Origin of the sequence: Streptomyces sp. NPDC046915 (genome assembly GCF_040644935.1) — a bacterium.
Lineage (GTDB): Bacteria > Actinomycetota > Actinomycetes > Streptomycetales > Streptomycetaceae > Streptomyces.
This window is the reverse complement of sequence record NZ_JBEYXB010000002.1, coordinates 263943-284064: the sequence shown is the minus strand read 5'-3', so window position 1 is coordinate 284064 and position 20122 is coordinate 263943. Positions and strand designations below refer to the sequence as shown.

General features: G+C 70.8%; 18 protein-coding genes and 1 pseudogene. 10 read left to right on the top strand and 9 right to left on the bottom strand.

The genetic code is table 11. The features are described 5' to 3' along the window. Nucleotides 1-78: 78 nt before the first annotated feature. Nucleotides 79-378: a hypothetical protein gene (locus ABZ915_RS06060; RefSeq protein ID WP_361796549.1), complete on the bottom strand. Its 300-nt coding sequence runs from the start codon at nt 376-378 to the stop codon at nt 79-81. 473 nt (nt 379-851) lie between these two features. Between ABZ915_RS06060 and ABZ915_RS06055 the strand changes: the two are divergent. Together ABZ915_RS06055 and ABZ915_RS06050 are read left to right on the top strand one after the other, a co-directional pair. Beyond that, nucleotides 852-1510, top strand: a pseudogene (locus ABZ915_RS06055) (helix-turn-helix transcriptional regulator). Beyond that, a complete protein-coding gene (locus ABZ915_RS06050; RefSeq protein WP_361796546.1) occupies nt 1503-1724 on the top strand; it encodes a DUF397 domain-containing protein in 222 nt (73 codons plus the stop codon). Before ABZ915_RS06055 ends, ABZ915_RS06050 begins: the two are co-directional and overlap by 8 nt. On the opposite strand, the gene ABZ915_RS06045 is transcribed toward ABZ915_RS06050, so the two are convergent. Further along, nucleotides 1699-2172: a MarR family transcriptional regulator gene (locus ABZ915_RS06045; RefSeq protein WP_361796543.1), complete on the bottom strand. Its 474-nt coding sequence runs from the start codon at nt 2170-2172 to the stop codon at nt 1699-1701. The two genes, ABZ915_RS06050 and ABZ915_RS06045, sit on opposite strands and share 26 nt — an antisense overlap. 83 nt (nt 2173-2255) lie before the next feature. Between ABZ915_RS06045 and ABZ915_RS06040 the strand changes: the two genes are divergently transcribed. From ABZ915_RS06040 to ABZ915_RS06020, 5 genes are all read left to right on the top strand, one after another. Further along, nucleotides 2256-2708, top strand: a complete 453-nt coding sequence (locus tag ABZ915_RS06040; RefSeq protein WP_361796540.1) for a hypothetical protein — start codon at nt 2256-2258, stop codon at nt 2706-2708. After that, a complete protein-coding gene (locus tag ABZ915_RS06035; protein WP_361796537.1) occupies nt 2705-4291 on the top strand; it encodes a multicopper oxidase family protein in 1587 nt (528 codons plus the stop codon). Before ABZ915_RS06040 ends, ABZ915_RS06035 begins: the two co-directional genes overlap by 4 nt. A gap of 190 nt (nt 4292-4481) precedes the next feature. Further along, nucleotides 4482-6734, top strand: coding sequence for a glycosyltransferase family 39 protein (locus ABZ915_RS06030; RefSeq protein WP_361796534.1), 2253 nt, complete (start codon nt 4482-4484; stop codon nt 6732-6734). 165 nt (nt 6735-6899) lie between these two features. Further along, on the top strand, nt 6900-7703 hold the full coding sequence (locus ABZ915_RS06025) for an endonuclease (RefSeq protein WP_361797707.1): 804 nt from the start codon (nt 6900-6902) through the stop codon (nt 7701-7703). Nucleotides 7704-7848: 145 nt separating this feature from the next. Continuing rightward, nucleotides 7849-8202, top strand: a complete 354-nt coding sequence (locus ABZ915_RS06020) for a peptidase inhibitor family I36 protein (RefSeq protein WP_361796531.1) — start codon at nt 7849-7851, stop codon at nt 8200-8202. Nucleotides 8203-8212: 10 nt separating this feature from the next. Here the strand turns inward: ABZ915_RS06020 and ABZ915_RS06015 are convergent, their stop codons facing one another. The 3 genes from ABZ915_RS06015 to ABZ915_RS06005 are packed head-to-tail and all read right to left on the bottom strand — an operon-like array spanning nt 8213 to nt 12393. Then, nucleotides 8213-9898 carry a thiamine pyrophosphate-binding protein gene (locus ABZ915_RS06015; RefSeq protein WP_361796528.1) on the bottom strand — a complete coding sequence of 562 codons (1686 nt, stop codon included), beginning with the start codon at nt 9896-9898 and terminating at the stop codon, nt 8213-8215. Beyond that, on the bottom strand, nt 9895-10875 hold the full coding sequence (speB, locus tag ABZ915_RS06010; RefSeq protein ID WP_361796525.1) for an agmatinase: 981 nt from the start codon (nt 10873-10875) through the stop codon (nt 9895-9897). Before speB ends, ABZ915_RS06015 begins: the two co-directional genes overlap by 4 nt. A gap of 57 nt (nt 10876-10932) precedes the next feature. After that, entirely contained in the window at nt 10933-12393 is a 1461-nt protein-coding gene (locus ABZ915_RS06005; protein WP_361796522.1) for a sodium:solute symporter, read from the bottom strand. A gap of 127 nt (nt 12394-12520) precedes the next feature. Here ABZ915_RS06005 and ABZ915_RS06000 point away from each other — a divergent pair, with 127 nt between their 5' ends. Next, nucleotides 12521-14008 carry a helix-turn-helix domain-containing protein gene (locus tag ABZ915_RS06000; protein ID WP_361796519.1) on the top strand — a complete coding sequence of 496 codons (1488 nt, stop codon included), beginning with the start codon at nt 12521-12523 and terminating at the stop codon, nt 14006-14008. Nucleotides 14009-14096: 88 nt separating this feature from the next. Then, the gene (locus ABZ915_RS05995; RefSeq protein WP_361796516.1) at nt 14097-14885 is read left to right on the top strand and encodes a phosphatase; all 789 of its coding nucleotides are present in this window, start codon (nt 14097-14099) and stop codon (nt 14883-14885) included. A gap of 82 nt (nt 14886-14967) precedes the next feature. Here the strand turns inward: ABZ915_RS05995 and ABZ915_RS05990 are convergent, their stop codons facing one another. From ABZ915_RS05990 to ABZ915_RS05975, 4 genes are all read right to left on the bottom strand, one after another. Continuing rightward, nucleotides 14968-15378, bottom strand: a complete 411-nt coding sequence (locus ABZ915_RS05990) for a hypothetical protein (protein WP_361796513.1) — start codon at nt 15376-15378, stop codon at nt 14968-14970. A gap of 235 nt (nt 15379-15613) precedes the next feature. Continuing rightward, nucleotides 15614-16489: an acyl-CoA thioesterase II gene (locus ABZ915_RS05985; protein WP_361796510.1), complete on the bottom strand. Its 876-nt coding sequence runs from the start codon at nt 16487-16489 to the stop codon at nt 15614-15616. 35 nt (nt 16490-16524) lie between these two features. Further along, the gene (locus ABZ915_RS05980; protein ID WP_361796507.1) at nt 16525-17682 is read right to left on the bottom strand and encodes an acyl-CoA dehydrogenase family protein; all 1158 of its coding nucleotides are present in this window, start codon (nt 17680-17682) and stop codon (nt 16525-16527) included. 98 nt (nt 17683-17780) lie between these two features. Beyond that, a complete protein-coding gene (locus ABZ915_RS05975; protein ID WP_361796504.1) occupies nt 17781-18395 on the bottom strand; it encodes a TetR/AcrR family transcriptional regulator in 615 nt (204 codons plus the stop codon). 95 nt (nt 18396-18490) lie between these two features. On the opposite strand from ABZ915_RS05975, the gene ABZ915_RS05970 reads away from it, so the two are divergent. Beyond that, nucleotides 18491-20107: a carboxyl transferase domain-containing protein gene (locus ABZ915_RS05970; RefSeq protein ID WP_361796501.1), complete on the top strand. Its 1617-nt coding sequence runs from the start codon at nt 18491-18493 to the stop codon at nt 20105-20107. The last annotated feature ends 15 nt before the right edge of the window (nt 20108-20122 follow it).

The window sequence follows — 20122 nt, the reverse complement described above, 5'->3', positions numbered from 1 at the left end:
TCGAGTGAATGGTTGTACGAGTAGGGAATGGTTTGACAAGTCGTTGCCGAACTCACCCCTCCCGCATACAGCACCGCCTCATGGAGGATCGCTGTGGGCAAGGAGGCGGGCACCTCGGCTTTCGGCGATCCGGAGTACGTCGGTCAGCGCCTCGTGCATGCCCGCGAGCAGGTACCGGAGCTGGGCGGAGGTCGCGCGGTCGTCGGCCAGCATGTCGGCCGCGTGTCCGAGGAGGTCGGCGGCCATCCCGAGCTGCACGCTCTCGATGGTGTCGGCCATCCGGGCGAGGTAGCCGGTTCCGTCCGTGAGGAGATAACAGGGCTTGCCTTCCGCGCCCGTCCACGGCAGCAGGCGCGAGCTCTCGATGCCGCCCCTCACGCCGTCACCGCCACTCCGTGAATGACACGCGGCCCTACGTCGATCCCGTGAACGGCAAGCCACAGCGCACGGCGCCGGGCCCGTTGGCGCCACACTTCCTCCCGCCGCTCGTGCGCTACGAGGTAAGGGCGAACCAGGGCGTTGTCCTCGCCTCGGAGAAGGCGGGAGCCGGCCTGACGCACCGCCGGGCTTCGGCGCGGGGGACAAGCGGTCGGCGGTCGGACAGTACGGTGACGCGACGACGCCGCCCGCGTCCTGGAAGCAGAAGCCGTGGCAGCGGCTCGAAGAGGCGGACGAAACGGTGACTCATGCCGTCAATTCCTTGGGTCTGTTGATGACCACGCCTCCGGTCCGTTCACACAGTCGCGGAAGTGTCGCTTTCGGTAGCGATCCACTCACAGCGTGAGACGGGTCGGGCTAGGCTCGCCAGAGAGGAGCTGGTGACAGAGCGTTTGTCACAGGGAGTTGGCACGTTGGGCAACATCTACGGCGACCGGCTCAAGGCACGGCGCGAGGCCGCCGGGCTGACGCAGCAGCAACTGGCCGAGATGGCGATCACGACGCGTTCGCACATCGCCCACATCGAGGCGGGCCGTCGCATTCCGTCCAAGGAGGACGCCAGACGCCTCGACCAGGCCCTGAGCACGGGCGATGTGCTGAGCAGCTTCCTGCCGGCAGAAGACGTGGCGGTCGCCGACTACTTCGAAGCGGCCCGGCCACTCGAACAACAGGCAGTGATGATCCGCGAGTTCGCCCTGTCCTTCGTCCCGGGCATCCTCCAGACGAAAAGGTACGCGCGTGCGGTTCTGGGCACGTCGGGCCGGAGGTGATGGCGGAGCAGGTCATGCACCTGGTCCGCTTGGTGGAGCGGAACCGGGTGCGTGTACATGTCGTGCCGTTCAGCCTGGGGTTCCACCCGTTGATGGAGAACATGCTCAGCCTGATGTGGTTCGACGACCAACCACCCGTGGCATACAGCGAAGGCCTCCGCATGGGAAAGGTGCATGACTCCCCGTCCGTGGTCCAGGAGTTGCAGGGCCGCTACGATCTCGCGATGACCGACGCGCTGCCGCTGACGGAGTCAGTGGCCCTGCTGAGGGCCACAGCGAAGGACTACGGACACCATGACTGACCCGATAATCCCGAATGCCGCAACACGGCATGGCTGGCGGAAGTCCTCTTACAGCAACAGCGAAGGAGGCAGCTGCCTCGAGATTCTCGACGGCTGCCCGCCGGGCGTCCCCGTCCGCGACTCCAAGTCCCCGCACGGCCCCGCGCTGCTCTTCTCGCCGGGGGGCTGGTCGCACTTCGTCGCAGCCGTCAAGTGCGGGGCGTTTCGGGCTTGATCAGCCCCTCCTCGTCGGCGGGCGCGTAGGCGAAGCGCACGACCATCGAGTGGAACAACTCCCGCTCCTCGGGTGTGAAGCACGCGGTCATCCGCTCCTCCGTGCGCCTGATCGCTGCCGCGACCTGGTCGAACATCGCCCGGCCCGCGTTCGTCGCCACGATGGCGTGGGCCCGGCGGTCGGTCGGGTGCGCCTCGCGGCGCACCAGGCCGCGTGCCTCGAGCGCGTCCAGCGTGCGGACCATCATGGACTTGTCCACGCCCATGCTGTCCACGAGTTGACGCTGCGTCTGCATCCCTAGCCGGCAGATGTGCAGGAGGATCCCGGCGTGGTGGTTCTCCAGGTCCAGCGGCTCCAGCTCCTGTGCGAAGAAGCGCGCCGCCCGGAGATGGGCGTGGCGAAGGGCCAGGCCCAGGACTGACCGCTGCGGGGCGGGGGTCTCGTTCATCGATTCCAGTATAGGGGTGCGCAAGACACTCTCATGTGAGACTGTCTCATCAGGCACGAAAAATCGTCTCTGGGGGATTCACCATGTCGCTCCAACCTGCCCGTCCGCGTTGGCCGTTGGTCACGCTGCGGGTCACCGCCGTGCTCGTCGCACTGCTCGCGCTGGCGCAGCCGTTCCTGGCCGGGGGGTTCCTTCAGGGGATCTATCCGCTGCTAGACGCCCACATGATGGCCGCGATGATCCTCTCGACGGGCGTCCTGCTCTCCGTCATCGCCGCGCTGCTGGTCTGGCGGCTCGGCGGCGGGCCCAGCGTCATAGCCCTCCGGTACACGATCCTGTTCGTGCTGTGCGTGGCGCAGATCAGCCTCGGGTTCAGCCGCGTCCTGATCCTGCACATCCCGCTCGGTGTCGGCGTCTTCGTGATGGCCGAGAAGTTCGCCACCGACGTCTTCCGCCTCAAGCCGGGGGCCGAGCCCGCCGCTGCGGCCGCCACCGAATCGGCTGAGCCCACCGAGCCGGCTGAGGCCCGGGCATGAGCGGCGCGAACCCCTGGAGCCGGCGCAAGTTCCTCGGAGTGGGCGCCGTGGGCGTCCTGGGGGCCGGGGCCGTCGCGGTCGGCCTGCCCGCGCTCGGTGGGCTGATCCCCGGTGGGCAGCCGGGCCTGCTGCTCGGCAGCCGGGTGCCGCTGCCCGAGCGTTACGCGGTGCGGCTGCCGATCCCGTCCGTGCTCCAGCCGACGCGCTCCGACGGCACCACCGACTACTACGAGATCACCGCCCGTCCGGGCCGGACCCATCTGGTGCCCGGTCACGACACCGAGGTCTGGGGCTACCAGGGCATGTTCCCCGGCCCGACGATCGAGTCGCGCTCGGGACGCCGGACGGTGGTCACCCACCGCAACGAGCTGCCGCACCCGACCGCCGTGCACCTGCACGGCGGCCACACGCCGCACGACAGCGACGGCTACCCGATGGACCTGATCGCCCCGCTCGGTGGCGGTACCGGCGGGCCCGGTGCGAGCGCCATGGGCGGGATGCCGGGTATGGGCCAGGCGAGGGTCCAACCCGAGCGCGTCTACGACTACCCGATGAACCAGCGGGCCGCGACGCTCTGGTACCACGACCACACGATGGGCTTCACCGGTCCGCACGTGTACCGGGGGCTGGCCGGCTTCCATCTGGTCCGTGACGACGAGGAGGCCTCGCTCGGTCTGCCGCACGGTCCGCGGGAGCTGCCGCTGATGATCGCGGACCGCTCGTTCGCCGCCGACGGCTCCTTCGCCTACCCCGCGCTGGACCCGAGCGAGGTCAAGCCCGGCGTCCGGGCCGGCTACATGAACGGCGTACTGGGCGACGTCATCCTGGTCAACGGCGCGCCCTGGCCGGTCGCGCCGGTGGACCGCGCCCGCTACCGGCTGCGCATCCTCAACGCCTCCAACGCGCGCCGCTACCGGCTGGAGCTCGACCCGCAACCACCGGGCGGTGGGGGACTGCTCCAGATCGGCTCCGACGGCGGCCTGCTGGAGCGCCCGGTCGCTCACGACGGGATCGAGCTGGCCCCGGCCGAACGCTTCGACGTCGTGGTCGACTTCGCCCGCTATCCGGCCGGCAGTAGCGTCCGGCTGGTGAACCGGCTCGGCAGCGGCGGAACGGCCGAGGTCATGCGATTCGACATCGGCAGCGCCTCGGTGAGTGACGACTCCCGGGTGCCCGGCGGCACGCTGGCCAAGGTCGAGAAGCTGGACCCGGCCAAGGCCGTGGCAACCCGGACCTTCGTCTTCCAGAAGTCGGAGAACAACTGGACGATCAACGGCCAGGACTACAAGCCCGGTCGATCCCTGGCCATGCCGAAGCTCGGCCAGGTGGAGATCTGGCGGTTCGTCACCGACTTCCACCACCCCGTCCACCTGCACCTGGACCCGTTCCAGGTGGTCAGCCGCGACGCGGCCGCCGCCGGGGCGTTCGACGCGGGCTGGAAGGACACCGTCGACGTGCTGCCCGCACAGGGTGTCGAGGTCGCGGTCCGCTTCACCGACTACGCGGGCCGGTTCCTGCTGCACTGCCACAACCTCGAACACGAGGACATGGCGATGATGGCGGAGTTCACCACCGCGCAGTGACGTCGCGTCACTTGGATCACTTGGACAGGGGCATGCGGGACATGACTCGCCGCGTGCCCCTACCGGTGACCGTGACGTGCGGGGCCTTGCCCAGGACGTTGCCCGCCGCTTGCGGACTCCTTTGCCTTTTCACAGCCGAGTACAAGGTCTGCCACAGCCCCCACCCACCCCCGCCCGGCAGTCTGCGACCGTGACATCTGCCACCGATCCCCTCCCCCACCCGACCGTGACCCCGGACCCGCCGGGGTCCGTCCCGCCCGCGACGGCACCGGACGCCGCGCCCCGCTGGTCGCTGCCCGCGCTGATCGCGATCCTGGTCCTGGCGGCGGTGCTCTACTCCTGGAACCTGTCCGGCTCCAGCCTCAACAGCTTCTACAGCGCGGCCGTCCTGAGCGGCACGCAGAGCTGGAAGGCGTGGTTCTTCGGCTCGCTGGACGCGGGCAACTTCCTCACCGTCGACAAGCCGCCCCTCGCGCTCATGGTCATGGGCCTGTCCTGCCGGATCTTCGGGTTCGGCACCTGGCAGATGATGGCGCCGATGATCGTGGCCGCGCTGGCCACCATCTGGATCCTGCACTCCTGCGTGAAGCGGGTGTGGGGACACGGCGCGGCGGCGGTCGCCGCGCTGGTGCTCGCCCTGACCCCGATCACGGTGGCCATCGACCGGGACAACAACCCGGACACGCTGCTGGTGCTGCTGATGGCCGGCGCGGCCGCGCTGGCGCTGCGCGCGGTGACGAACGGCCGACTGCTGCCGTTGTTGGGCTCGGCGGCCTGCTTCGGCCTCGCGTTCAACACGAAGATGCTCCAGGGCTACATCGCGCTGCCCGCCGTCTTCGCGGTCTATCTGTACGCGACCCGGCTCCCGTTGGTGAAGCGGATCGTCAACCTGGCGGTCGCGGCCGTGGTCCTGGCCGTCTCCAGCTTCTGGTGGGCGGCCGCGGTGTCCCTCGTGCCCGCCTCCGACCGCCCGTACATCGGCGGCTCCACGGACGGCACCGCCTGGGATCTGATCATGGGCTACAACGGCCTCGGCCGGGTCCTCGGCGGCGAGGGCAACGGCGGGGGCGGCGGTGGCGGAGGCGGCGGCTTCTCCGGCTCCGCCGGGCTCGGCCGGCTGTTCAACGACATCCTCGGCGGCCAGATCTCCTGGCTGATCCCCTTCGCGGCCATCGCCTGCGTCGGCGGCCTGGTGCTGTGCGGCAAGGCGCCGCGCACCGACCTCACGCGTGCCGCGCTGGTGCTGTGGGGCGGCTGGACGGCCCTGCACTACCTGACCTTCGCCATGGCCGAGGGCACCATGCACCCGTACTACACGACCGCGCTCGCGCCCGGCATCGCGGTGCTGTGCGGGGGCGGCGGCCTGATGCTGCTGCGCGCCTTCCGGGCCGACAAGCGGTGGGCGTGGGTGCTGCCCGTCGCCCTCGGTGTCACCGGGGTGTGGGCGATCGTGCTGCTGCGCCGGGCCTCCGGCTGGAACACCTGGCTGTGGCCGGTGATCGGCGTGGTCATGACGGCGGCGATCGTGGGCCTGCTGGTCTTCCGCTCGGGCAGCCGGGTGCGGCTGCTGGCGGCCTCGGTGGCGGCGGCGGTCGTCGCGGCGGTCGCGGGCCCGGCGGCGTACGCCTGGTCGGTGCCCTCGGAGTCGGGCGGCGGCGGAATGGGCGGTACGAACCCGACGGCCGGCCCGTCCACGGGCAGCGGCTTCGGCGGCGGGCCCGGCGGGGGCGGCGGCGGCCGGGGCGGGTTCCCGGAGGGCGGGGAGATGCCCCAGCAGGGCGGCCAACAGGGCAGCCAGGGCGGCCAGATGACGCCCGGCGGCGGCAACGGCGAACTCCCGCAGGGCGGCGGCTTCCCCGGCGGTCAGCAGGGCGGCGGGAACGCGGAGGCGGGCGGCCCGCCCAGCGGCACCAACGGCGGTACGCCCCCGGGCGGCACCGGTGAGAGCGGCGGTACGACCGGACGGCGCGGCGGCACGGGCGGCTTCGGCGGAGGCGGCATGGGCGGCGGCGCGAGCAGCGAGCTCATCGCCTACCTGAAGAAGCACCAGGACGGCGCCAGGTGGCTCCTGGCGGTGTCCAACTCGCAGAGCGCGGCGCAGATCGAGCTCAGCACCAGGCAGCCCGTCATCTCCATGTGGGGCTTCACCGGCAGCGACAACGCGATGACCGTCGCCAAGCTGGAGGAGCTGGTGAAGAAGGGCGAGCTGCACTACATCCAGGTCGGTGGCGGCGGCATGGGCGGCGGCCCTGGCGGGGGCGACAACAGCCTCAGCTCCGCGGTGACGTCGTGGGTGCAGAAGCACGGGACGGCGGTGAAGGAGAGCGCGTACAGCAAGAGTTCGTCGTCGACCGGCTCGTCGAAGTCCTCCGGTTCCGCCAACTCCACCAGCTCCTCGAACACTTCGACCGTCTACCGCCTGGATCCGTCCGACGTGAGCTGACGCCCGCCCGGCACCTCCAGCTGAACGGCCCCTGATCACCACTCCTGTCAGGGGCCGTTCGTCGTGTCACCGAACCGACACCTCACGTTCATTGCGTCGCCTGCATGTTCATGTCACGCTCCGGATGCCGCCTCCGATCAACCCGCGTAGAACGGACCCCACATGATGCTGGCGACACTCCCCCGCCGATGGAAGTCGGTGGCTCTGACCACGGCCGCCGTCCTGGTCGGCCTCACCGCTCCGACGCTGACGGCGACCCCGGCCTCGGCGACGACGACCTCGTACGACTCGACGTACTACAAGAACGCGATCGGCAAGACCGGCACCAGCCTGAAGTCGTCCCTGCACACGATCATCAGCAGCCAGAGCAAGCTGTCCTACTCCCAGCTGTGGGACGCGCTGAAGGTGACCGACCAGGACCCGAACAACAGCAGCAACGTGATCCTGCTGTACTCGGGCATCTCCCGCAGCAAGTCGCTCAACGGCGGTGCCAGCGGCGACTGGAACCGCGAGCACGTGTGGGCGATCTCCCACGGCGACCTCACCACCTCCACCGGCCCCGGCACCGACCTGCACCACATCCGCCCGGAGGACGTCGCGGTCAACGGCAAGCGCGCCAACCTCGACTTCGACGAGGGCGGCTCCACCTTCACCAACAGCGGCGGCAGCAAGGCCGACTCGGACTCCTTCGAGCCCCGCGACGCCGTCAAGGGCGACGTGGCCCGCATGATCCTGTACATGGCAGTCCGCTACGAGGGCGACGACGGCTCCGCGAACCTGGAGCCCGACGACAAGGTCAACAACGGCAGCAACCCCTACATAGGCAAGCTGTCGATTCTGAAGAAGTGGAACGACGAGGACCCGCCGGACGCCTTCGAGGAGCGCCGCAACCAGGTCATCTACGACTCCTACCAGCACAACCGCAACCCGTTCATCGACCACCCGGAGTGGGTGGACGCGATCTGGTAGGCCGGTCGTACTGGTTCTACTAGTTCGCTCACACAGGTGAGATCGATCTTGGACTCGGGCGTGTTGCCGCGTCCGGACAGGAGCATGGCGGCGCCCCGGCAGTTCCGCCGGGGCGCCCTGCCAACTGCCCTTTCCGGAGAGTCCCGTGAAGCTTCGTTCCTGGTCCCTCGCCGCTGTTCTCGCGCTCACCGCCCTTGCGGTCCCCGCCCAGTCGGCCTCCGCGCGGGTCGCCCAGCCCTCCTGTCCCGACGGGTCGGTGTGTTTCTGGAGCGGGGAGGGCTTCAGCGGCAGCTCCTGGGAGTGGACCGCCCGCAGCGGCTACCGCGACATGCCGTCCTTCCTGCACGACCACGTCGGCTCGGCCGTCGCGAGCACCAAGGCGTGTTTCATCAACTGGCAGCCCGTCGAGAAGCGGGACGTCTACAACGGCGACTGGCGCTCCCGCTACCTCGGCGACTTCGGCGGCCGTATCGACGGAGTGGGGCCGGGCAACTGCTGACCCAACGACGTCAGTCCAGGTGCGTCGCCGCGAACATCCGCAGCACCGCCGGAAGGACGACCACCGACGGGCCCGGTGACGCCAGTGCCTTCGCCAGGTCCGTCTCCAGGGTCTCCGGGGTCGTGCGGACCCCCGGCACCCCGAAGGACTCGGCGAGGGCCACATAGTCCGGGCGGGTCAGTTCCGTCGCCGTCGCCTGGCCGAAGGCGTCGGTCATGTACTCGCGCAGGATGCCGTAGCCGCCGTCGTCGACGATCAGCCAGGTGACCGGCAGGTCGTACTGCTTCGCCGTGGCCAGCTCGGCGATCGAGTACAGGGCGCCGCCGTCGCCCGACACCGCGAGCACCGGGCGGGTCGGGTCGGCGGCGGCCGCGCCGAGGGCCGCCGGGAAGCCGTAGCCGAGGCCGCCGGCGCCCTGGGCGGAGTGCATGGTGTTCGCGCCCCGGGGGTCGAAGGCCGACCAGGCCCAGTACGCCAGGATCGTCATGTCCCAGAAGGACGGGGAGTCGGCGGGCAGGGCTCGGCGGACCGACGCCAGCACGTCCTGTTCCAGGGCCAGTTCCTGGGAGGCGATGCGTTCGCCGACCTTCGCGAGCAGGGTGCGGACGCGTTCGGGCGCCGTCTCGTCGTCCCGCTGCTCCACCGTCTCCAGCAGCGCCTGGAGCGCGAGGCGCGCGTCGGCGTGGATGCCGAGGGCCGGCTGGTTGGACTCGAGCTTGCCGAGGTCCGCCTCGATCTGGATCACGTGGCCTCGGGGTTTGAACGTGTGGTAGTTGGAGGAGAGTTCGCCGAGGCCGGAGCCGACGACGAGGAGGACGTCCGCGTCCTCCAGGAAGTCCGTCGTGTGGCGGTCCTCCAGCCAGGACTGGAGGGAGAGGGGGTGCTCCCAGGGGAACGCGCCCTTGCCGCCGAACGTCGTCACCACCGGCGCCTGGAGCCTCTCGGCCAGCCGCCCGAGCTTGCCGGACGCGTCCGCCCGTACCGCTCCCCCGCCCGCGATGATCGCCGGACGGGCGGCATGAGAGAGCAAGTCCGCTGCCACGGCGGTGAGTTCGGGGCGCGGGGGCAGCTCGTCGGGGGTGGCGTCCATCGCCGTGACCACCGGCAGAGTCGTCTCCGCCAGCAGGACGTCCTGCGGGATCTCCACCCACACCGGGCCGTGCGGAGCCGTGAGCGCCGACTTCCAGGCCGCGGCGACGGCGGACGGGATCTGGGACTGGGCGCGGACGGTGTGGACCGACTTGACGACGCCCCGGAACGAGGCCGCCTGGTCCGGGAGTTCGTGCAGATAGCCGTGGCGGCCGCCACCGAGGCCCGCCGTCGGGACCTGGCTGCTGATCGCCAGTACGGGGGCACTCGCGGCGGCGGCTTCCTGGAGCGCGGCCAGGGAGGTGAGGGCCCCGGGGCCCGTCGACAGCAGCAGGGGGGCCGCCTCACCCGTGATCCGGCCGTACGCGTCCGCCGCGAACCCGGCGTTGTTCTCCACCCGCAGGCCGACGTACCGCAGCGCGGAGCGGCGCAGGGCGTCGAACATGCCCAGTGCGTGCTGGCCGGGCAGGCCGAAGACGGTGGTCGCGCCGAGACCGGCCAGGGTCTCCACGACCAGGTCTCCGCCGTTGCGGCCGGGGGGAGGGTTCAGCGCGGCCTCCGTCTGGGCGGCCGTCGGGCGGAGCACCAGGTCGTGGTCGTGGGTCACTTGGCCGTCTTCTCCTGCTTCGCCGCCGCAATCTGACGGGTCATGATCGTGGTCAGTTCGTACGCCGTGTGGGACGCGGCCACCGACGTGATCTCGGCGTGGTCGTACGCGGGGGCCACCTCGACGACGTCCGCCGACACCAGGTTGCAGGATGCCAGCCCGCGGAGGATCTCCAGCAGTTCGCGGGAGGTCATGCCGCCCGCCTCGGGGGTGCCGGTGCCGGGCGCGTGCGCCGGGTCGAGGCAGTCGATGTCGATGGAGATGTACAGCGGGCGGTCGCCGATGCGCTGGCGCAGCTGGTCGGCGACCTCGTCGGCGCCCCGGCGGTAGATGTCGGCGGAGGTGACGATGCCGAAGCCCATCTTCTCGTCGTCGGTGAGGTCCTGCTTGCCGTAGAGCGGGCCGCGGGTGCCGACGTGGGAGAGGGCGGAGGTGTCGAGGATGCCCTCCTCGACCGCGCGGCGGAAGGGGGTGCCGTGGGTGTACTCGGCACCGAAGTAGGTGTCCCAGGTGTCGAGGTGGGCGTCGAAGTGGAGCAGGGCGACCGGGCCGTGCTTCTTGGCCATGGACCTCAGCAGGGGCAGCGCGATGGTGTGGTCGCCGCCGAGGGTCATCAGGCGGGCGCCGGTGCCGAGCAGTTCGTCCGCGGCGGCCTCGATGGTCTCCACGGCCTCGTTGATGTTGAACGGGTTCACGGCGATGTCGCCGCCGTCGGCGACCTGGGCGAGGGCGAAGGGGGAGGCGTCCTGCGCCGGGTTGTAGGGGCGCAGCAGCCGGGACGCCTCGCGGATGGCGTTGCCGCCGAAGCGGGCGCCCGGCCGGTACGAGACGCCGGAGTCGAAGGGCACGCCCACCACGGCGACGTCGGCGGTGCCGACCTCGTCGAGGCGGGGCAGCCGCGCGAAGGTCGCGGGTCCGGCGTACCGCGGGATGCGGGAGGAGTCGACGGGGCCGCGGGGCGTCTCGTTGCTGCTCATGGGTACTGCGCCTTCTTTCCTACGCTTCGTCGCGTATGTGCGTCTTGTTGTACGACTCTACTGGTGAGCCGGCACCGGTTCGGACAAGGGTTCGGGGTTCCGTCCCGCGAGGCGCTCGCGCCAGGTGGCGAGGACCGCGGCGTCGGTGGGCCGGGTCGCCAGGGACACGGCGACGTAGGCGACGAGGGAGGCCGACAGGCCGAGGTAGACGGGTTCGTTGGCGAGGATGCCGTACCCGGCCATCAGTCCGATCACCGCGAGGCCGCCGACGATCACCGAGGCGAGCGCGCCCTGCACGGTGCCCCGCTTCCACAGCAGCCCGCCGAGGATGGGCACGAGCAGTCCGCCGACGAGCAGGTTGTAGGCGACGGTCAGCGCCTCGACGACGTCGTTGAGCGCGATGGCCGTGCCGATCACGGCGAGGCCCATGACGAGGATGAAGGCGCGGTTGCCCCTGACCTCGTCGTGCTCGCTCCCGGCCCGCCGGGCGGCACCCCGCAGCCGCGACCAGATGTCGTTGTTGGCGACGGTGGCGCAGGCGATCAGCGCGCCGGAGGAGGTGGACATCACGGCGGCGAGGGCGGCGGCGAGCACCAGTCCGCGCACGCCGACGGGGAGTTCGTCCTTGACGATGGTGGCGAAGGCGTCGTCGGCGCTGCCCAGGTCGGGGTAGAGCACCTTGGCGGCGGTGCCGATCACGGCGCCGGCGAGGGCGTAGGCCAGACAGTAGGTTCCGGCCACCGTGCCGCCCCACTTCGCGGTCGTGTCGCTGCGGGCGGTGAACACGCGCTGCCAGATGTCCTGGCCGATCAGCATGCCGAAGGTGTAGATCAGCACATAGGTGAAGATCGTCTCGCCGCCGATGCCCAGCGGGTCGAAGTACGTGGTCGGCAGCTTCGCCTTCATCTCGGAGAAGCCGCCCGCCTTGACGACGGCGATGGGCAGCAGCAGGAGCAGCACGCCGACCGTCTTGACCACGAACTGCACCATGTCGGTCAGCGTGATCGACCACATGCCGCCGAGCGTGGAGTAGGCGACGACGATCGAGCCGCCGAGGATGATCGCGACGGTGCGGTTGAGGTCGAAGAGGACGTCGAAGATCGTGGCGTAGGCGATGGTGGAGGTCACCGCGAGCATCAGCGTGTACGCCCACATGACCACACCGGAGATCACGCCCGCCCGGCCGCCGTAGCGCAGGTCGAGCATCTCGGAGACGGTGTAGACCTTCAGGCGGGCGATGCGGGCGGAGAAGAAGACCGAGAGGGCCAGCAGGCCCAGGCCGATCGTGAGGACCATCCAGGCCCCCGAGAGCCCGTACTTGTAACCCAGGCCGACCCCGCCGATGGTGGACGCGCCGCCGAGGACGATCGCGGCCATGGTGCCGGAGTACATGGCGGGCCCGAGCCGGCGGCCCGCGACGAGGAAGTCGCTCTTGGACCGGGCGCGGCGCATGCCCCACCAGCCCATGGCCAGCATGCCTGTCAGATAGACGACGATCACTGCGTAGTCGACGGCCATGGGGCCCACCCTTCTTGCTTGCTTCATGGCTTAGGTGGTTCGTGGGTTGACCCTAGGTGGCTGAAAAGCGCCCTGGAAGTGTAGGTTTCATCCACTGTCGCCGTACCGGATGGAGGAATCGTCCACCATGCCGGACACTCCCGTACCACCCACACCACCGGTCCCGCTGGTCGCGCTGCTGGCCAGGGAGGACCTGGGCCTGCGGCAGATCGCGGGGCCGGAGGACCCGGGCATCGTCATCCACTGGGCGCACACCTCGGAGATGGCCGACCCGTACCCGTATCTGCTGGGCGGCGAGCTGCTGCTGACGGCGGGGGTGCATGTGCCGGAGGCGGCGGGTTCGGGCACCTACTTCGACGACTACGTGTCCCGGATCGTGGCGGCGGGCGGCGCGGCCCTCGGGTTCGGGCTGGCGCCGGTGCACGACACGGTGCCGCGGGCCCTGGCCGCGGCCTGTGACGCCCATGGGCTGCCCCTGCTGGAGGTGCCGCCGCAGACCACGTTCTCCGGCGTGGCCCGCGCGGTCTGGCAGCTGATGGCGCAGGCCCGCCTGGCCGAGCTGCGCCGGGTCACGGAGGCCCAGCAGAGCCTCGCCTCCGCCGCCTCCCGACCCGACCCGGTGCCCTCGGTGCTGCGCCGGCTGGCCCAGCGCCTGGGCGGGCGGGCGGTGCTGTACGGCCCGGACGGCGCACAGATCGCGACGGCGGGCCGGGAGGCGCCGCAGGAGGTACGGGAGGCACTGGCGGGGCTGGCGGCGGTCGTACGGCCCACCGGGGCGCAGACCTCCTCCGCCGGCCCCTCCGCCGGCCCCTCCTCCGCCACGGACACCGTCCTGGGCACCCACCTCGCCGTCTACGCCCTCGGCACCGGTCAGGGTTTCGTCCTCGGGGTCGCCACCGACCGGCGCGAGCCCGGGGACCACACCATCGCCTCCGTCGCCGCCGTCCTCCTCTCCCTCCTCACCGGCGAGCACCAGAGCGGCGCGGGAACGGCCCGTTCGTCGGCGCTGGTCCGACTGCTCCTCGGCGCCCCGCCCGAGGACGTGGCCCCGCTGCTCGGGGCTCAGCGGTGGGTCGTCGTGCACGCACGGCCGGAGGGCCAGGTGCCGGACGCGGTGGCCGCCTCGGCGCTGGGCGCCGCGCTCGGGTCCGCGCTGGTCGACCTGGCGGACGGCGTGGTACGGGTCCTGGTGCCCGCCGACCGGGAACCGGCCGCGCAGCCCGGCTGGGCCCTGGGGGTCAGCACCCCCGTGGCGCCGGACGACTGGGCGGCCGCCGACACCCAGGCGGCCCGTGCCCTGGCCCGCGCCCGCGCCACCCGCACGGCGCTGGTCCGGCACGGCGGCCGCCCGGGGCTGGCCGACCTGGTGCCGCCCGGTGAGGCCGAGAGCCACGCCCGCGCGCTCCTCGGGCCGGTCTCGGCGCACCCCGCGCTCACCGAGACACTGCGCGCCTGGCTGTCCCTGCACGGCAGTTGGGACCGCACGGCGGTGGCCCTGTCGGTGCACCGCAACACCGTGCGGCAACGGATCGCCCGGTGCGCGGCGCTCCTCGGCGCGGACCTGGACGATCCTGACGTACGCATGGAGTTGTGGTTCGCCTTGCGGAATCTGTGACCGACCACGGCTGACCTGCGAAGTGACCCACGTCCCAGCGGGTGATAAGCCAAGGACGCGCACAGGGCGCTGCCTCACAATGGGAGACATGCCGATACCCGGGACACCCAGCCGCGCCGAGCTCGTCGACCACCTTGTGAAGACCCGTATCGCGGGCGACGTCGCGACGCCCCGCGAGAACAACCTTTCCCACTACCGCAAGCTGGCCAACGGCGACCGCAACTTCTGGCTCGGCCTGGAACTCGGCGACCGCTGGCGGGACGAGCAGGACGTGCTCGCGGTGATGGCGGAGCGGGTCGGCGTCAACGACGACGCGGAGTACCGGTACGGGCAGGACACCATCGACCCCGATCTGACCGTCGACGCCCTGGAACGGATGGCGGCGCGGCTGCGCAAGGCGGCCGACGGGCGGCAGCGGGTGCTGTTCGCCACCGGCCACCCCGGCGGCCTGCTCGACGTGCACCGGGCCACGGCCGTCGCGTTGCGCGCCGCCGGCTGCGAGATCGTCGTCATCCCCGACGGGTTGCAGACGGAGGAGGGGTACGTGATGCAGTTCGCGGACGTGGCGGTGCTCGAACACGGCGCCACGCTGTGGCACACGCATTCCGGTGCGCCGATGCGGGCCATTCTGACGGGACTTGAGCGCGAGGGCCGCCCGCTGCCCGACCTGGTCGTCGCCGACCACGGCTGGGCGGGGTACGCCGGCCAGCACGGCGTCGACTCCGTGGGCTACGCGGACTGCAACGACCCGGCCCTGTTCCTCGCCGAGTCGGAGGGCACCCTCCAGGTGGCCGTTCCCCTCGACGACCATGTGCTCAGCCCGCGTTACTACGACCCGCTGACGGCGTATCTGCTGGCGGAGGCGGGCCTGACCTGAGCGGGGGCGGGCAAACCCCGTGATGTGCGGCGCCGTTGACGGTGCCGCACATCACGCCTTTCAGTGCGCGGAGTCGGCGATATCAGTAGCCGTGACCGCCGTTGTCGCCGTGGTCGCCACCGCCGTGGTCACCGTTGTCGCCGTGGTCACCGCCGCCGTGGTCGCCGTTGTCGCCGTGGTCACCGCCGCCGTGGTCACCGTTGTCGCCGTGGTCGCCACCGTGGTCACCGTTGTCGCCGTGGTCACCGCCGCCGTGGTCGCCGTTGTCGCCGTGGTCGCCACCGTGGTCGCCGTTGTCGCCGTGATCGCCATAGCCGCCGTTGTCGCCATAGCCGCCGTCGTCGTCATCCGACCAGCTGTAACCGCCGTTGTCGTGGTTGCCACCACAGTCGCCGGCCGAGGCGGTGCCCGCCGCGCCGAGCGCGGCGCCGCCCGCCATCAGGACGGTGGCGGCGGAAGCCGCGAGGAGACGCCTTGCGCGTTGTGCTCGCATGGGAAATACACCTTTCGTTCCATCATCTCTCGCGGCTCCGCTGTGGATTCACGAGATGGGATGGCCGCCGCCGCTGGGTGAGAATGCGACGCGGTCTCAGATGTCACCGCGCTTTCATGGAGGGCACGCCACCGGTACCGGATCGGCCGGGCGTGCCATGCATCGCGGCGTTCACTCCAAGAGCCTAATCCCGCATGCGCCACACGTCATCTCGGGAGACACCCCTGTCACACGGTCACCGCGGGACGCGGACGACACCCTCCTGGATGACCGAGATGGCGAGCCGGCCGTCCTGGGTGTAGATGCGGGCCTGGCCGAGACCGCGGCCGCCGTACGCCGACGGCGACTCCTGGTCGTACAGCAGCCATTCGTCGGCCCGGAACGGCCGGTGGAACCACATCGCGTGGTCCAGCGAGGCCCCGACGACGTCGCCGACGGCCCAGCCGCCGCGGCCGTGCGCGAGCAGCACGGAGTCGAGGAGGGTCATGTCGGAGACGTAGGTGGCCAGGACGACGTGCAGGAGGGGGATGTCGATGGCGCCCTCGAGCTTGCCGTTGGCGCGGAACCACACCTGGGAGTGCGGCTCGCGCGGCTCGCCGAACCTCCCGTACGGCGGCTCGTCCACGTAGCGCAGGTCGACCGCCTCGCGGGCCTCGATGAAGCGCTCCACGATCTGCGGGTCGAGATGGCTGTACCCGCGCAGCCGCTGCTGGGAGGTGGGCAGGGTGGCCGGGTCGGGCGCGGGTGGCATGGGGGTCTGGTGGTCGAGGCCGTCCTCGTGCGTCTGGAAGGACGCCGACAGGGTGAAGATCGGCCTGCCGTGCTGGATCGCGACCACCCGGCGGGTGGTGAACGAGCGGCCGTCACGGATGCGTTCGACGTTGTAGACGATGGGCGCGCCGGGGTCCCCGAGGCGGAGGAAGTAGGCGTGCAGGGAGTGGGCGTGCCGGTCGGCGGGGACCGTGCGCCCGGCGGCGACCAGCGCCTGGGCCGCCACCTGCCCGCCGAAGACCCGCGGGACGACGGCGGACCGGGACTGGCCGCGGAAGATGTTCTCCTCGATCGGCTCGAGGTCGAGCAGATCGAGGAGATCCTGGAGTGCCTGGCTCATGGAGTCGGTTGTATCCGCCGGCGATTGCGTGCGGCTTACAGGCCCATGTCCTTCGCGATGATCGACTTCATGATCTCGCTGGTGCCGCCGTAGATGCGGTTGACGCGGTTGTCCGCGTACAGGCGGGCGATCGGGTACTCGTTCATGAAGCCGTAGCCGCCGTGCAGCTGGAGGCAGCGGTCGATCACGCGGTGGGCGACCTCGGTGGCGAACAGCTTCGCGGAGGCGGCCTCGGCGGGGGTCAGCTCGCCGGCGTCCAGGGCCTCGGTCGCGCGGTCCACGACGGCCTCGGCCGCGTCCACCTCGGCCTGGCAGGCGGCCAGCTCGAACTTGGTGTTCTGGAAGGACGCGACGGTCTGGCCGAAGACGACGCGGTCCTGGACGTACTGCTTGGCGAACCGGACGGCGGCCTTGGCCTGCGCGTACGCGCCGAAGGCGATGCCCCAGCGCTCGGAGGCGAGGTTGTGGCCGAGGTAGTAGAAGCCCTTGTTCTCCTCGCCGAGGAGGTCCTCGACGGGGACCTTGACGTCGACGAACGCCAGCTCGGCGGTGTCGGAGGTCTTCAGGCCCAGCTTGTCGAGCTTGCGGCCGACGGAGTAGCCCTCGGCCTTGGTGTCCACGACGAAGAGGGAGATGCCGTGGCGGCGGTCCTCCTTGGTCGGCGCGGAGGTGCGGGCGCAGACGATCATGCGGTCGGCGTGCACGCCGCCGGTGATGAAGGTCTTGGCGCCGTTGAGGACGTAGTGCGTGCCGTCCTCGGAGAGCTTGGCGGTGGTCTTCATGCCCGCGAGGTCGGAGCCGGTGCCCGGCTCGGTCATCGCGATCGCCCACATCTCCTCACCGGAGACGAACTTCGGCAGGAAGCGCTTCTTCTGCTCGTCGGAGGCGAGCAGCTTGATGTAGGGCAGGCCGAGCAGCACGTGCACACCGGAGCCGCCGAAGGAGACACCCGCGCGGGCGGTCTCCTCGTACAGGACGGCTTCGAACTTGTACGAGTCGATGCCGGCGCCGCCGTACTCCTCGTCGACGCGGATGCCGAAGACACCCAGCTCGGCGAGCTTGTAGTAGAAGTCGCGCGGCGCCTGGCCGGCGGCGAACCACTCGTCGTACACCGGTACGACCTCGGCCTCGATGAAGGCGCGGACGGTCTCCCGGAACGCCTCGTGATCCTCGTTGAACAGCGTGCGGCGCACTCCGCCACCTCCACGGACTTCGGCATGTCTAAGCGCTTGCTCAGATCAAAGGTACCGGTGAGTACGGAAGCGGTCCAGAGTGATCGGGGTAACGCTCGTCACGCCGGAGCGAGCCCGGCCCCCGACGCCGCCGCGAACGCGCCCCGCGCCATCCGGTGCAGCAGCTCCGAGGTGGCCCCCCGGCCCGGGAGGAAACCGCCGCGGCCGAGGTGCGGCGTCGAGTTCAGCAGGCCGAAGACCGAGTGCACGGCCGAGCGGGCCGCCGGTTCGGCCAGATCCGGGTACACCTCGCGGACGACCTCCACCCACAGCTCGACGTACTGCCGCTGGAGCTGCCGGACCAGCTTGCGGTCACTGTCGCGCAGGCGGTCCAGCTCGCGGTCGTGCAGGGTGATGAGGGGACGGTCGTCGAGCGCGAAGTCGATGTGCCCTTCGATGAGCGAGTCCAGGACCGCCTCCGGGGCAGCCTTACCGTCGGCCTCCGCCAGGCGCCGCTTGGCCCCGGTCAGCAGCTGGCCGCTGATGCCGACCAGCAGCTCGGCGAGCATCGCGTCCTTGCCCGCGAAGTGACGGTAGAGGCCGGGCCCGCTGATGCCCACCGCGGCGCCTATCTCGTCGACGCCGACCCCGTGGAAACCGCGTTCGGCGAAGAGTCGCGCGGCTTCCTTCAGGATCTGCTCGCGTCGGGTGGGGGCGTCGGTTCTCGTGGCCATGGAAGCAATTCTAGACAGGGAGGTTAGCGCTCGTTAACCTGAAGGAAATGGTTAACGCTCATTAACAGTCGATCACTGGGTGAGGGGACCTCAGGATGCACGAGGCACCGGAGCTTCACAGCGCGGCCGATCCCGCGTCGGAGGCCTGGCGGGCCAACGAGGAAGCGCACCGCGAGCTGGTCGGGGAGCTGCGCGGCAAGCTCGCCGCGGCGGCGCTCGGCGGCGGCGAGAAGGCCCGCGCCCGCCACACCGCGCGCGGCAAGCTGCTGCCCCGGGACAGGGTCGACACCCTGCTCGATGCCGGTTCGCCCTTCTTGGAGCTGGCCCCGCTGGCGGCCGACGGGATGTACGAGGGGCAGGCCCCGGCCGCCGGGGTCATCGCGGGGATCGGGCGGGTCAGCGGGCGCGAGTGCGTGATCGTCGCCAACGACGCCACCGTCAAGGGCGGGACGTACTACCCGATGACGGTGAAGAAGCACCTGCGCGCGCAGGAGGTCGCCCTCGAGAACCGGCTGCCCTGTGTCTACCTCGTCGACTCCGGCGGCGCCTTCCTGCCCATGCAGGACGAGGTCTTCCCGGACCGCGAGCACTTCGGGCGGATCTTCTACAACCAGGCCCGGATGTCCGGCGCGGGCATCCCGCAGATCGCCGCCGTGCTCGGCTCCTGCACCGCCGGCGGGGCCTACGTGCCCGCCATGAGCGACGAGGCCGTGATCGTCCGCGACCAGGGCACGATCTTCCTCGGCGGCCCCCCGCTGGTGAAGGCCGCCACCGGCGAGGTCGTCACCGCCGAGGAGCTCGGCGGCGGCGAGGTGCACTCCCGGGTCTCCGGCGTCACCGACCACCTCGCCGAGGACGACGCGCACGCCCTGCGGATCGTGCGGAACATCGTCGCCACCCTCCCCGCGCGCGGGCCCCTCCCCTGGGAGGCCGTGCCCGCGGTGGAGCCGAAGGTCGACCAGTACGGGCTCTACGGCGCCGTGCCGGTCGACTCCCGCACCCCCTACGACGTACGCGAGATCATCGCGCGCGTGGCCGACGGCTCCCGTTTCGCGGAGTTCAAGGCGGAGTTCGGGCAGACCCTGGTCACCGGCTTCGCCCGGATCCACGGCCACCCGGTCGGGATCGTCGCCAACAACGGCATCCTGTTCTCCGAGTCCGCCCAGAAGGGCGCCCACTTCATCGAGCTGTGCGACCAGCGCGGGATCCCGCTGGTCTTCCTCCAGAACATCTCCGGCTTCATGGTCGGCAAGGACTACGAGGCCGGTGGCATCGCCAAGCACGGCGCCAAGATGGTGACGGCGGTCGCCTGCACGCGCGTGCCGAAGCTGACGGTCGTGGTCGGCGGGTCGTACGGCGCGGGGAACTACTCCATGTGCGGCCGGGCCTACTCCCCCCGCTTCCTGTGGATGTGGCCCAACGCCAAGATCTCCGTGATGGGCGGCGAACAGGCCGCCTCCGTCCTTGCCACCGTGAAGCGGGACCAGCTGGAGGCCCGCGGCGAGGAGTGGCCGGCCGAGGACGAGGACGCCTTCAAGGCACCCATCCGCGCGCAGTACGAGCGCCAGGGCAACGCCTACTACGCCACCGCCCGGCTCTGGGACGACGGGGTCATCGACCCGCTGGAGACCCGTCAGGTGCTGGGCCTGGCCCTGACCGCCTGTGCCAACGCGCCCCTGGGAGACCCCCAGTTCGGCGTCTTCCGGATGTAGAGGGGGGCTTCGCAA

Bases quoted from the DNA above. Each gene is read 5' to 3' on its own strand.
- ABZ915_RS05975 (WP_361796504.1), bottom strand. From the start codon at position 18,395: ATGGCCACGAGAACCGACGCCCCCACCCGACGCGAGCAGATCCTGAAG.
- ABZ915_RS06045 (WP_361796543.1), bottom strand. From the start codon at position 2,172: ATGAACGAGACCCCCGCCCCGCAGCGGTCAGTCCTGGGCCTGGCCCTT.
- ABZ915_RS05995 (WP_361796516.1), top strand. From the start codon at position 14,097: ATGCCGATACCCGGGACACCCAGCCGCGCCGAGCTCGTCGACCACCTT.
- ABZ915_RS06000 (WP_361796519.1), top strand. From the start codon at position 12,521: ATGCCGGACACTCCCGTACCACCCACACCACCGGTCCCGCTGGTCGCG.
- ABZ915_RS06040 (WP_361796540.1), top strand. From the start codon at position 2,256: ATGTCGCTCCAACCTGCCCGTCCGCGTTGGCCGTTGGTCACGCTGCGG.
- ABZ915_RS05990 (WP_361796513.1), bottom strand. From the start codon at position 15,378: ATGCGAGCACAACGCGCAAGGCGTCTCCTCGCGGCTTCCGCCGCCACC.
- ABZ915_RS06050 (WP_361796546.1), top strand. From the start codon at position 1,503: ATGACTGACCCGATAATCCCGAATGCCGCAACACGGCATGGCTGGCGG.
- ABZ915_RS06025 (WP_361797707.1), top strand. From the start codon at position 6,900: ATGCTGGCGACACTCCCCCGCCGATGGAAGTCGGTGGCTCTGACCACG.
- ABZ915_RS06035 (WP_361796537.1), top strand. From the start codon at position 2,705: ATGAGCGGCGCGAACCCCTGGAGCCGGCGCAAGTTCCTCGGAGTGGGC.
- speB (WP_361796525.1), bottom strand. From the start codon at position 10,875: ATGAGCAGCAACGAGACGCCCCGCGGCCCCGTCGACTCCTCCCGCATC.
- ABZ915_RS06005 (WP_361796522.1), bottom strand. From the start codon at position 12,393: ATGGCCGTCGACTACGCAGTGATCGTCGTCTATCTGACAGGCATGCTG.
- ABZ915_RS05970 (WP_361796501.1), top strand. From the start codon at position 18,491: ATGCACGAGGCACCGGAGCTTCACAGCGCGGCCGATCCCGCGTCGGAG.
- ABZ915_RS05985 (WP_361796510.1), bottom strand. From the start codon at position 16,489: ATGAGCCAGGCACTCCAGGATCTCCTCGATCTGCTCGACCTCGAGCCG.